Source organism: Alcaligenes sp. GCM10023179, assembly GCF_042653705.1.
GTDB lineage: Bacteria > Pseudomonadota > Gammaproteobacteria > Burkholderiales > Burkholderiaceae_B > Alcaligenes > Alcaligenes phenolicus.
The window spans coordinates 651775-665219 of record NZ_JBHSIQ010000001.1; the positions used below are offsets into that span (position 1 = coordinate 651775).

A 13445-nucleotide genomic window follows, 5' to 3' on the forward strand; every position below is an offset into this window, starting at 1 on the left:
CGCAAAAGCGCTGGCTGCGTCTGGCCTGGCTTTATTCGCAGCGGTTCAGAGCAGTGTTATGGCTCAAAGCCCGGAGCCCCGGCTGGATACCAGCCAGCTGTATGCAGACGTGCATTTCCACGCTTCCAATTACGCCATGCAAGGTATTTCCTTAAAGGAATATGCAGAGCGCTATATGAGCGCCAATCGCCAGCAAATTGTGCGCTCCACCATCATGCCGATTCCTTTGCAGCAACGCTGGGATGGGTTTGAACAGTACCAGGCACAGTCTGGCGATCAGATGTATGGCCCGAACTACTACATAGGCCCCAAAGCAGACTTGTATTACTACTCTTTTGTGGATGCCATGTTTGCGCGCGAGTACGAACGCTTGCCGCCCCAGTATCAGGAAAAGCTGGATGTCATGATTACGGCCTTCAATCCCATGGACGTATATGCCTCGCAACATATCAAGCGTGCGGTGCTCAGTTTTCCAGGCGTGTTTGCCGGGGTGGGAGAGTTCACCATTCACAAGGAGCTGGTGTCCAGCAAGCTGGCTGGTGAAACGGTAGAACAAACCAAGGCCCCCTCTGTGCCGCTACCGCCTGATGCGGGCGATGGCAGCAAGGTATCGCTGTATTCCGAGTCGCTGGAGTATTTGTTCAAGACCATTGAAGAGATTGGTCTGGTCGCGATCTTGCACAATGATATGTACCGGGTAGAGGTCAATTACCAGGGTGAGCTGGAGCATTCCTATCCCGATCAGGACTATGTGGACGGCTTGAAGCACGTGTGCGGACATGCGCCCAAAGCCAAGGTGGTGTGGGCGCATACGGGCCTGGGGCGTTTTGTGAAACCCACCATCGACCACATTACGCGCGTGAAAAAAGTGCTGGATGCCTGCCCCAGCTGGTCTACCGATATTTCCTGGGATCTGGTGCAGGACTATATGTTGAATCCCGAGCCGGGCATGCCCAGTCGCCAGGATTGGCTGAATTTCTTCAATGAATACCAGAACCGGATTCTGTGGGGTTCAGATGTGGTGATTTTTACGCGTAATCGCTTTGAGTCGGCCCCTCCCACGTCAGTGACACCAGGCGGTTTGATGGAACCTGCTCAGTACCATGCGGACTTGTCCAAGATGAGGGAGTTTCTGGACGAGTTGCCAGTGGCCATAGGCAACAAGATTCGCTATGAAAACTATCTGGGTCTGTTCAATCGTGCCAAGTTCTCTGTGCGGGCCTGGGAGCGCGAGAATGCGGATCTCAATATCTGGGATATTCCTACGCCCGTGCATCCTTGAAGGAGGCATGCTGTTGATATGGGCGATCAGCCATAGATACTGGACTTGATTCTGGCCCTTTCAAAGCCAATGGCAAAGGCAAAAAATAGCCCCCCGACAGTTGGATAACTGTCGGGGGGCTGTTTGCGATTGCGCGTCAAGAAAGCCGAGCTTGGCTCCTTGATTCTGCTGTCAGGCATCTGGCTGGATGCAGCTTGGTTAACCCGCCTTGTTCTGCGCAGCCAGCTTGTTCAGATCCTCCTGAATCAGCTTGCGAATAGCGGTTTTCAAGAGCTTGCCGGTTGCTGTGTGAGGTAGTTCATCCACCACGATCAGTTCATCAGGAATGCTCCATTTGGAGACTTGTTCTGTAAACAGATCAATCATGTCCTGCTTGGTGAAGGTAGCGTCGTCCTGGAGCTGCACCACCAGAACCGGACGCTCGCCCCAGCGCTCGTCGGGCTTGGCTACGACAGCTGCTTCCTTGATCGCCGGGTGAGCCTGGGCAATGTTTTCCAGCTCGATGGAGCTGATCCATTCGCCACCGGATTTCACCACATCCTTGGTTCGGTCCACGATCTGGATGAAGCCATCCTGATCAATGGTCACCACGTCGCCCGTATTGAACCAGCCATCTTCTGTATGGGCAGAGGTGTCATTGCTATTGAAGTAAGAACCCGCAATCCAGGGGCCGCGCACCATCATGGCACCAAACATCTTGCCGTCGCGGGCAATGGGTTGACCATCGTCGCCATCTACCCGGAACTCGACTCCGAAGAGCGGACGACCTTGCTTGGCCAGCAGCTTGAGTTTCTCGTTCTCCGGCAAGGACTCGTGCTTGGGCAGCAGGGCAGCCGCCAGACCGACCGGGCTGGTTTCCGTCATGCCCCAGGCGTGGCGTACCTTGACACCCAGCTTCTGGAAGCGGGTAATCATGACTGGAGGCGCAGACGAGCCGCCAATCACCAGACGTTGCAGGCTGCTGAAGGTTTTGCCATTGGCTTGCATCCAGTCGAGCAGGCCTAGCCAGACGGTAGGCACACCGGCTGTCATGGTGACACCTTCGTTTTCAAACAGGGTATGCAGGCTGGCGCCGTCCAGTTTCGGGCCGGGCAAGACCAGTTTGGCGCCCACCATCAAGGCCGCATAAGGCAGCCCCCAGGCATTGACGTGGAACATGGGCACGATGGGGGTAATGGTGTCAGAAGCAGACAGACACAGGGCATCGGGCATGCTCAAGGCAAAGGCATGCAAGATCGTGGAGCGATGGCTGTAGAGCACGCCTTTGGGGTTGCCCGTGGTGCCGGAGGTGTAGCACAGGCCGGAGGCCGTGTTCTCATCAAACACCGGCCAGTCGAAATGATCGGATTCAGACGCAATCAGGGTTTCATAGCACTGCAGGTTGGGCAGCAGGTTCGACTTGGGCATGTGCGCTTCGTCCGTCATGATGACCACGGCTTTCAGCTTGGACAGCTGATCGGCCAAGGACTCCAGAATCGGCATGAAGTTCAGGTCGGCAAACAGCACGCTGTCGTCTGCGTGTTCAATGATGTAGCCAATTTGATCCTGAAACAGACGCGGGTTGATGGTGTGGCACACCAGGCCCGAGCCCGATACGCCGTAGTACAACTCCAGGTGACGATAGCCATTCCAGGCCAGGGTTCCGACACGGTCGCCATGTTGCAGGCCCATTTTCTTCAACGCATTGGCCAGTTGCTGGCTGCGTTTGGATAGCTCGGTATAGGTGTACCGGTGAATGTGGCCCTCAACGGTTTGCGAGACGACCTCTCGGTCTGCGTGATAGTTCGCTGCGTGACGCAGTATGGATGATACTAGCAGTGGGGTATTCATCATCATGCCAAGCATGGTCTTCGTCCTCCCTGGGAGTAAATCAAACAGAACTGACGGGCCCTACAACATGGGGATTGGGAGCAGCAGATGGATGAATTTACACCACTGACTGTCATGGCCTCTTCAGGAACAGTAGCCTAAAACTCACAAATACGTCTACGTAGTCGTTTATGTTTGCTTGCGCAATGCCAAGGCTTCTACAAAATCCGGAACCCCGGGAAATTTCTGGACACAATTAATACTCTTTGATTGAAGATTGAAGGGCTTTGAGTACAATCGGCAGCTAATTACAGCTTTTTTAAGACGTAGTGTCGGATTTGCTGTCAATTTGACACGAGTGACGCTGGGCCGAAATGGCCCTGTGCTCGGAGCATCGTTCAATGATCGTGCTAGGTTTGCTGGGCCCATTTCGCTTTATTGTCGATCAGGTGGATCGCACTGCATTGCTTAGCTATGACAAGGTCAAACTGCTGGCTGCGGTGCTGTGCCTGGCGCAAGGCAAGGCGCTGCAGCGCGAGCGGCTGGCACAAATGCTTTGGCCAGATCTGACACGAGACAAGGCACTATCGCGCTTGCGCCACGCGCTGCATGTGTTGCGCAAGGCCCTGGGCGAGCAGGCCGCTTGTCTGGTCGCCAATGCCGAAGGTGCAATGGCGTTCAAGCCTGAAAGCGTGCAAATGGATGTGCTGGAATTTCTGCAGGCCGATGCCGCGCAGAATGCTCGTCTTTCACAGCGCTTGAGCCTGTATGTCGGTCCTTTTCTAGACGCGATTCAATCCCCCGATACTGAAACTTTTATTTCCTGGCGACAAAGCTGGGAAGATCGCCTTGCTTTGGAATTGCTTAGCTTGCGTGCCCGCCTTTTCGAGCAGCTCTTGCAGGCTCGTCAACTGGATCAGGCGCTTGCATTGGCGCAGGAGTGGGTGCAGCAAGCTCCCGAGCAGGAGGTCTATCACCGCCTCTTGATCAGTGTCTTGATGCAAAGAGGGGACAGGCAGGCCGCCTTGCAAGCCTATGCTCATTGCGAGCAGGCTTTGCGTCAGTACCTGGGAGTACGTCCCGATCCTGAAACCCGCCGCCTGGCCCAAGCCCAATGGCCGGTGGCAACAAGCAAGACACCCCCCAAATCCGCCCAGGCTCATCGTACGGTTGCCACGCTGGCCTTGGCACTGTCCTGGCTGCCAGCAGAGGACTCCGAGGCGCATCTGGATGGCGATCTGGTGCCGGATCAAGCCGTGGCGTATCTGGAATCCTGGCACGAGCAATTGCTGGATATTTTGCGTCAGCACGGGGCTTGGTTAAGTCAGTCCAGCGGGTCCACCTTGTTGGCTCATTTTGGCTGGCCACATGCGCAGTCCGAGCCGGTGAGTCGGGCGGTTGAACTGGCTTGCGTGATTCGTGCTTTGCGAACGCCGCCGGGGATCAGTATCGGTCAGGTAGTGCATGTGAGCCTGGCCTTGGTGGACGAACAGCAGGTCAATACACATAGCCTGTTTGGGCAGTTGGTCATGCCTTTGGTGTGGAAGGCCAGGCATGGCGAGATTCTGCTGAGCGCGCAGGCCGTTGCTCGTATGGCGGATTGGCAGATCAATCAGCATCGAGGCCCGGAGGGTGTTTATTTCAGCTTGGGAGAGGGGAGGTGGATGAACGATCCTCTTTATGGCTGTCAACCCGAGTTCGAGCAACTGGTGGCGCAATGGCAGCAGTGCAGCCGTCAGTCTCACAAAGCCGCCTTCAGAATTCATGGTGATCTGGGTTCGGGCAAATCTCGTTTGGCCGAAGCCTTTCGCAGCTACGTTGTTCGCGATGGCGGGCAGCCCTTGCTGATTGATTTCTCGCGTCAGGATGTGTTGGAAGGCGTGCGCGAGATGATGCAGGCTAGTCTAGGGGAAGGGAACGGAACCCAGGACTTGCCTCTTGCGTTAAGTCAGTGCCTGCAGGCCTGGTTTGGCCTGTCTGATTCTCATTGGGATCAAGTGCTGCAAGATGTTCACTGTCTGAATACGGAAGATACCCAAGTGGTACCCGATCCGTGCCGTTTGCTATTGGCGGCGGTGCAGGCCTTTACTAGTCAGAACCAGCCTGTGCTGGTGATTCTGGACCATGTTGATGTACTGGATGCCGGTTATCAAAACAGCTTGGCGGCGATATGGGCTGCAGTGCAAAAGCAGTCTGCTGGGGTCCTGTTATTGATCTTGTCGCGTCAGGCTCAGTTGGTTTTGGACTTTGCTCAAAGTATGGCTTTGCGTAGTTTGTCCGAGGCGGATGTGGGTAAGGCGATGAGCTTTTATGCACGTGGCAAGCGCCTGTCCTCGGACGCCAGTACACAGATTCGTAGCCAGCGTTTGAGCAATCCCATGTTGATCAAGGACATGCTGCATTTGCAGCGTTTTGGCATGCCGCTGGATTACTTGCCACGTCTGGCAGACCGCTTGCTGCTGAGTTTGGAGCAACTGGATGCGGACAGCCGTTGCGTGCTCTTGATGACTGTGTTGTGGGAGCGTGCCACGCCTGCGGGTTTGGCCCAGGCCTGCAATTTGCCTTTAGGCGTTGTAGAGCAATCCTGGATCAGCCTGTTGGACAAAGGCTTGTTGCAGCAAGACAGCCAGGGCCAGATTTCTTGCGCTCCAGTGATGCGTTCCGCCTTGCGACGTTTGATTGCCAAGGAAGAAAGCAAGGCTTTGTACGGCAAGCTTGCCCATAGCCTGATTCAAATGCAGCAGGCTGAAGAAGAAATTGCCGCTTGTCTGGCGCAGGCGCAAAGCGAGCAAGCAGCCATCTGGTGGCGTAAAGCCATTGATACATCGCTGCGCAGTGGTGACAACCTGCAAGCGGCAGAACAGTTGTCGCAGGTTCTGAGCAGCCTGCAATACATGAGCGATGTGCAGTTGCGCCGTCAGTACGAGCGCGACAGCTACGTCACCTTGGGGGCGCTGGAAATCAGTCGTGGCGGACCTGCCGCCATGCCCGTGTCGCAAGCTTACGAGCAGGCTGCTGGACGTAGTGAGGGCGGTGAGGATGATTTGCCCGTGCTGTGGGGCCAATGGGTGATGCTGCATGGTGCTGGCAAATTGCCGGAAAGTCTGGCCCATGCCAAGCAATTGCAGGAACAGTCGCGACGTCAGGGACAAAGCGCCTGGTATGGCTGGGGTTTGTATGCCGAGGCCCAATATCTGTTCTGGAAAGGTCGTGTGCAACAGGCCGAGCTGGCCTTGGATGAGGCGCTGCGTGCCCTGGCATACGAGCAACCCGTTCCGGCCATGGATGCGGCTCTTGGGCATCATTGTCCGGCTTTGGTGTACAGCCTGTTGGGGCTGGCCCAAGTGCTGCAAGGGCGCTTTGAGCAGGGCATTGCCAATGCTCGCCATGCCCAGTTTCTGGCCAGTCAAAGTCAGTCTCGAATTTCGGCGGTGATTGCAGAAATCCAGATGCTGCGCATCCTGTATCTGCAAGGCAATCTGGACATGTTGGCTGGCCGCAGTCAGGCTTTGCTGGGCATGTTGCAACCTGTCTTGCCTGGCAGTGTGTGGTGTGCCGTGGCTGAAACCTATGTGCTGTATTGCCGTTTGGTGCGAGGTGAAGAAACAGGCTCGGAGCTGGAGCGCCTGCTGGGGCTGTTGCCCGAGTTTGCACGCAGCATGCCTTTGGCGACGGATGCTTTTCTGTGCATTGTGGCCCGCTGCCATTTGGCCCAAGGTGAAATCGAACGTGCCAGCCAGGCTTTGGATCAAGTTGGCCAGATCGCGCAGGAGCGGGCTTCTACCCTGTATCTGCCGGAACTTGACTGCTTGCGGGGGGATCTGGCCTGGGTCCGTGCGGATAGACAGCAGGCGCAGGTTTGCTGGGCGCAGGCCCAGCAAGAAGTCTTGCGCAGCGGCTTGTACGCCTATGAAGGCTGGATCCGACATCGGCGCGAGCGCTTGCCCGATCTGGCGGCGCGCAGTGTGTGGATCCAGCGCCAGCCCGGTTAGAACTGGAAATTGATACCCGCAAAAATTTGCCATACCGGTGCTCCTGCGCCTTTCTTGTCCACGGAGTATTGTGGTTCGATAAAGGCGTTGATCACGCTCTTGCCGGGCTTGAACACCTTGCCCAGACCCAGACCTACAGGAATGTGATGGGTGTGGTTTTTCAGATCAAAGGTCCACACCCCGCTGGAGCGCAGGTAAAAGCCATTGGGCAGGTTATAGAACAGAGCGGGCTGGAAGGTGGCCATCTTGACCTTCTCGCGGTCCGAGTCCCCAGCAAAGGATTGTTGAAAGGTCAGTAGCCCGCCTGCCAGACCCCAATCCCGGCTGGCAACCAAAGCTGCTGCACTGCCAATTTGCCATTTGCCTTGTCCCAGCAAATCGTTCGATGCCGTAGGCATCACCAGCAAGGGGCCGATGCCATAGGAAAAACTGCCTGCGTTTTTCATGAATACATCCATGAAGGTGATGTCGCCCAAGCCGGATTTGCTGCCCAGACGATCATGGTGCAAGGCCACAATCGGTACATTCAAACGCCATAGCTGCGGCAGACCAAAGGTCTTGTTGGGCAGGACGGCACGCAGCACCGTCTGGTTTGCCCAGGCATTGTCGAGCTTGTACAGCTCGGGCACGTAGTAGTCGTGCAGGCTGACCATGGGCCGGGGGCTCAGCGGGTTATTGGCGTCGTTCTGGGACTGGGCCAGGGCACCCGTGCTGATCAGGCTGGTGGCCAACAGGCCAAATATTGTCTTTTGCATATGCATACCTCCTCGAAAAACAGAAGGTAGAAAAGCGGCGTTGAAAAAGCATTTAAAGCGGGCCACTGTGGCAAATCCGCAGATTGGGCTATCAGGTCCGCTTTGCTCCCAGAATGAGACGCTTGTTGAAAAAGCCCATCAGGAGGAGCGTGTCATGGCACATGCAGCAATAAGAACAGTCATGCTGGCGGCAGTAGTCAGTGCGGGTTTGGGGCAGGCACAGGCCGCACCTGCCACGCAGGCAACGCAGGAGCGCCACGCTCAGTGGATGAAAACGCTCCCGTTTGATGACACCCAGGATTTCAAGAATGCTCAGCGCGGTTTGATTTATCGCGAGCCCAGCCTGCAGATCAAAGGCGTGAACGGCAACGTGGTGTGGGATCTGGATTCCTACAAGGCCTTCATCAAGCCCGATAGCGCTGCGCCCAGCACGGTGCATCCGGGCTTGTGGCGTATGTCGCAGTTGAACCTGCTCGATGGCGTGTACAAAGTGACGGACAATATTTATCAGGTGCGCGGCTATGACTTGTCCAACATCACTTTTGTACGCGGCACAAGCGGCTGGATTGTGTTTGATGTGGGCACCTCTACCGAAACGGCCGCCGCTGCGTATGCCTTGCTGCAAAAGCATGTGCAGGCCGCCCCCATCAAGGCGATTATTTACAGCCATTCCCACATAGACCATTACGCCGGAGCCAAGGGACTGGTGGATCAGGCCGCGGTGGATTCAGGGCAGGTACAGATCATTGCGCCAGAAGGTTTTGTGGAGCATGCCATCAGCGAAGGGGTGATTGCCGGCAATGCCATGAAGCGCCGTGCGACTTATATGTACGGGGCCTTCTTGCCGCGCGGTCCGGAGCACAGCGTGGGCTCGGGGCTGGGCATGACTAATCCGCTGGGTTCCGTCTCCCTGATTGCGCCTACGCGTTCGGTGTCCAGGTCGGGTGAAAAACTGGTGGTGGATGGCGTTGAAATGGTCATGCAACTGACGCCGGGCACCGAGGCTCCGGTGGAAATGAATACCTATCTGCCGCAGTTCAAAGCCATGTGGATGGCCGAGAACACCACCAACACCATGCACAATATTCTGTCCTTGCGCGGTACTCAGGTGCGAGATGCCAGGGAATGGGCCAACTACATCAATGAAACGATTGATCTGTTTGGAGATGGCACGGAAGTGAAGTTTCAGGCGCACCACTGGCCTGTGTGGGGCAAGGAGCAGGTCCATGACTACTTGATCAAGCAGCGTGATCTGTACAAATACATCCACGATCGCAGTGTGAACCTGATGAACAAGGGCTACACCGGCGAAGAAATTGCCGAGCTGATCGAGCTGCCCGCGTCCTTGCAGAAAGACTGGGCGACGCGCGGTTATTACGGCACGCTCAAGCACAATGCGCGGGCGGTGTATCAGTACTACATGGGTTGGTACGACGGCAATCCTTCCAGCCTGGATGTCTTGCCACCCACGGCAGCGGGGGCGAAGTATGTGGAATATATAGGGCGTGATCGTCTGCTGCAAAAAGCCCAGGAAGACTTCGATCGTGGCGAATACCGTTGGGTGGCCATGGTGGTGAAGCATCTGGTCTTTGCCGATGCCAAAGATACGGAAGCGCGCCAATTGCTGGCCAATAGCTATGAGCAGCTGGGTTATCAGGCCGAATCCGGGCCGTGGCGTTCCATCTACCTGCAAGGGGCTTTGGAACTGCGCAATGGAGCGCCGGACTTGCCTGTGCCGCCGAACAATAACGCCGATATGCTGGCCGCACTGACGCCAGAGATGATGTTTGACTTGATGGCTGTGCGTCTGGACGATGAAAAGGTCAAAGACAAGGAGCTGACGGTTGCTTTTCACTTTGTGGATATAGATACGACCTACACCATCAGCATTGGCAATTCGGTGCTCAATTACAGTACGCGCCCCGGTTTGCCGGCTCAGGCCACCATGTCAGTTAGCCTGGCGGATTTCAAACTGATCCAAGGCAAGATGCTGGACTGGAAAACGGCTATGAAAACGGATCGTGCCAAGTTGCAAGGGGCGGGTCGCAAGTTCCAGGAATTTGCGGGTTTGTTTGAGGAACCCGGCTTGTGGTTCAACATCGTGACGCCTTGAGCAGGTAGTCAGGAGCACGCAGCCTGGCTGCGTGCTTGTTGCTATGTGGCGACAAGGGTTTTGGGTGGCACGAATTAAACGGTTTCCAGGCTTTATTTGCATTAATGTGCTTGCTCGGAGGTTGTCCCTGGGGCGTTTACTACACGGGACGTCTTGTGTATTGCCCACGCCTGGAGCCCAAGCTCATGTCCGCGATTTTGAAAACCCTGTTCAGTGCTGGTGTCTTGCTGACGGCTTCGGCCAGCGCCCACGCCTATCAGACTGAGATTATCTATAACAAGAAAGGGGAAGCGGCCTTTGAACTGCGGGTCTTTGGCCCTCAGGATGGTCCCTATGGCAATATTGGGCCGTCTGCTTTTGATGTGGACGAAAATGGCCGCCGCAAGATTCGTGCGGCGCTGGAGCGCTGGGCTGAAATCCTGATTCTGCCGCCGAATTACCGTCCCGGCGTTGTCCATCTGGGCACCTTCGCGGCGCCCGGTGCCTCTGCCAGCAGCGATCCCTGGTTGATGGCGGGTGATCCAGTGGCGGTTTCCATGCTGCAGGCCGCTCTGTTCAATGCCTTGTCGCCAGAGGACTACGACAGCCCCCATGGGATTATCAATATCGGGTTGATGCCCTTTGATACGGCCCCGGTCAATCCCAGCCAATTACCCTTGACGGGTCAGGCGGACTATAACGGGGTCATTTTTCACGAGTTGGCGCATGCCCTGGGTTTGGGGAATGTGGTTGCCGACAGGAATGGGCCTGGCACAGGTACACCGCAGTTTGCTCCTTTCCTGAATCGGTGGGCGGCGGGTTTGCGGGATGACAATGGCAATCCGGCCCGCCCTGAGCAGAACATTCTGTGTACGCCTTGCAGTCATCCCTATGATGCGCAGGCCTTCGATCTGCGCAAGGATCAGGGCTACTTTACCGGCCAGCATGTGCAGGAAGTGCTGGGTGATGCCATGCCCGGCGTCCCGGTCAGCATTCTGACTTTTCATGACAATCCTGCTGCCGGTATAGACACGGATTACATGAGTCACAGCGAGTTGCGCAACAGCCTGATGAGCCATCAACGTTACCGCAATTACACCAACTTCATGGAAGCTGAAATCGCGGTGATGCAGGATCTGGGCTTGCAGATCGACCGGCGTAATTTCTATGGTTATTCGGTTTACGGGGATGACGTCACTCTGGTCAATCAGAATGGTTTCTTTGCGCGTAATGCCGAGGGTACAGCGTATCTGCCGGGGCAGTACAACACCGCGACTCAGGGCTTGGGCCTGCACATTTATGGCCAGCGCAATACGATTACCCAAGCGGCGGATTTGCTTGGCGCCGGCCCTGGCGGTATAGGCGTGCGGGTGGACGGTAGTGAAAACACACTGATTATTCCGGCCTCCACACGTATCCATGCCCAGGGTTGGGTTGGTCGTGGTCTGCAGTTCAGCTATGGTCGTAATCACACGATCGTGCAGCAGGGCGAAGTGCGTGCGGAGGGTGAGGACGGGGTGGCGGCATTGTTTGATTTTGGCAATAACGCCAGGGGCAATCAGGATGGTTATCATGGTTCATGGCAATGGTTCTCGCCGTTGGAGAACAAGCCGCTTGGCTATGTGCCCCAGATTTTGCAGGGCGCACTCATCAAGGACTACCATTTAGCCGGTCTCTTGTCGGGCAAGAAAGCCGCTATCCAGATTTCCAGCAATGCACAGGTTGAGAATATCAACATCATGCAAGGTGCCCGGATTCAGGGCGATATCCTGTCTGACTATTCCACTCGTCAAAGCAACGGCGAGCTGTTTGTCACCCATGTGAATTTTGGGCAGAAAGCAGATGAGCAAGGGCGTGCCACGCTAGAGGCCGATCCTGATTTCCGCCTGCGTTATGACGGCAATATTCAGGGCGCGGACAACTTGGCCGTGGTGATTGCAGGGGGCGAAAGCTCGCTCAGTGGCCAGCATCAACTGCTCGGCCTGCGTGTGGATGCGGGTGCTACCTTAAGCGGCAATAGCAGTTACGCCATCAACCCGGAAGGCAATTTCAGTAACCACGGCACTTTGAGTCCGGGCAACTCCTTTGGCCAGATGACGATTCAAGGCGATTTCGTTCAGGCTCCTGAAGGCCGGGTATTGATCGAAGCCGACACGCGTCAGAATGACCGGATTGAAGTGCAAGGTCTGGCTCAGCTGGCTGGTGAATTGAAGCTGCAATTGCAGCCTGACTGGTATGCCGATGGCTGGTCCTTGAGCCAGAACACGGTCTTTCAGGCCACACAGACCCAGGGTAGTTTTGATCTGCTGACTGCCAGCCTGAATTCGCCCAGCCTGAGCGTGCACGTGAATAACGGTGGCTGGTCGGTCAGCCGTCAGGCAGCGGCTTACTCGCCCTATACGGCTAATCCGAATGCGGCTGCCGTAGGCCGCAGTCTAGAGCAGGCTTCCACTGACAATCAGCGTCCCTTGGCCTCTGTCTACCAGGCTTTGGACTTCTCCAGCGCGGATGGCAGTGAGATCGGTGACGCACTCAATCAGTTAAGCGCTGGTGCTTATGGGGCTCAATTGGCTGCCAGCTTGCGTCGCGAGCAACTGGTGTCCGAGCAACTGCGCCAGCGCCCTGGCCTGGGCAAGGATGGCTGGCAGACTTTCATCCAGCCTTTTGGTGGCCGTTATCACTGGCAGTTAAGCAGCAATGATGTAGACCACCGCAGCCAGACTTATGGTGTTGTGTTCGGTGTGGAACATCGCGCTGCAGGCAGCGATTGGAGTTTGGGTGCCCATGCGACTGCCAATGAGCAAAGCTTGAATATAGATGCCCCTTATCAGGCGAAAAGCACGTTGACCGGATTGGGTGCCGGTGTGCATGCCTTGTACCGTGCTGATGCTCGTGAGGGCTGGCAAGGTCTGGCGCAAGTTCGTATGGGCTTGGAGCAGGGCAAGCTGAACCGACGAATTGCGTTTTCTGACTATCAGGCCAATCCCAAATCTGACTGGACTGGCCATAGCTTTGCAGCGGGTCTTCAGACTGCCTATAGCTGGCCCTTGGGCGAGGCAGGCAGCATAGGTCCGGTTCTGGCTTTGGACTATCTGCGTTACAGCCGCCCTGGTTTACGTGAAGAGGGGGATGCGGGTAGCCTCTTGCAGCTGGATTCGACCCGTGCCCATTCCTTGCAAGCGTCGCTGGGTCTGGCTGTCAGTCAGGTTTGGGAGTTGAAGCAGGGCCGTCGTTTACAGACCGGGGTCTCCGCTTCCTGGGAGCAGGCTTTGCTGGGCCGCAAGCAGACACAATATGCACAGTTTGAGGCTTCACCACAGACAGGTTTTGATGGTCGCTATGCGCGTGTCGATAGCCATGCGCTGGCATTGCGGGCGGGCTTGACGTTGCAAAGCTCCGAGCGCTTGCGTCTGGGGGTATCGGCGGGGACCCGTTTGCTGGGTAATAGCCGGGCAGATATTTCGGGGAATGTGTCGCTGAACTGGACGTTCTAGGCGGGGTTAGCCGAGGTTTTA

General features: G+C 56.2%; 6 protein-coding genes. 4 read left to right on the forward strand and 2 right to left on the reverse strand.

The genetic code is table 11. From position 1 onward, the window contains the following. The first annotated feature begins 58 nt into the window (after positions 1–58). Positions 59–1282, forward strand: a complete 1224-nt coding sequence (locus ACFPDR_RS02920) for a hypothetical protein (RefSeq protein WP_115634405.1) — start codon at positions 59–61, stop codon at positions 1280–1282. Between the two features lie 198 nt (positions 1283–1480). Here the strand turns inward: ACFPDR_RS02920 and ACFPDR_RS02925 are convergent, their stop codons facing one another. Then, on the reverse strand, positions 1481–3127 hold the full coding sequence (locus tag ACFPDR_RS02925) for a long-chain-fatty-acid--CoA ligase (RefSeq protein WP_115634404.1): 1647 nt from the start codon (positions 3125–3127) through the stop codon (positions 1481–1483). A 365-nt stretch (positions 3128–3492) separates the two neighbouring features. Here ACFPDR_RS02925 and ACFPDR_RS02930 point away from each other — a divergent pair, with 365 nt between their 5' ends. After that, the gene (locus ACFPDR_RS02930; RefSeq protein WP_181900197.1) at positions 3493–7083 is read left to right on the forward strand and encodes a BTAD domain-containing putative transcriptional regulator; all 3591 of its coding nucleotides are present in this window, start codon (positions 3493–3495) and stop codon (positions 7081–7083) included. Here ACFPDR_RS02930 and ACFPDR_RS02935 read toward each other — a convergent pair. After that, positions 7080–7838, reverse strand: a complete 759-nt coding sequence (locus ACFPDR_RS02935; protein WP_042486323.1) for a hypothetical protein — start codon at positions 7836–7838, stop codon at positions 7080–7082. The two genes, ACFPDR_RS02930 and ACFPDR_RS02935, sit on opposite strands and share 4 nt — an antisense overlap. 154 nt (positions 7839–7992) lie before the next feature. Here ACFPDR_RS02935 and ACFPDR_RS02940 point away from each other — a divergent pair, with 154 nt between their 5' ends. Together ACFPDR_RS02940 and ACFPDR_RS02945 are read left to right on the forward strand one after the other, a co-directional pair. Continuing rightward, positions 7993–9951 carry an alkyl/aryl-sulfatase gene (locus ACFPDR_RS02940; protein WP_321387697.1) on the forward strand — a complete coding sequence of 653 codons (1959 nt, stop codon included), beginning with the start codon at positions 7993–7995 and terminating at the stop codon, positions 9949–9951. A gap of 185 nt (positions 9952–10136) precedes the next feature. Beyond that, entirely contained in the window at positions 10137–13424 is a 3288-nt protein-coding gene (locus ACFPDR_RS02945; RefSeq protein ID WP_376910497.1) for an autotransporter outer membrane beta-barrel domain-containing protein, read from the forward strand. Positions 13425–13445: the final 21 nt, after the last annotated feature.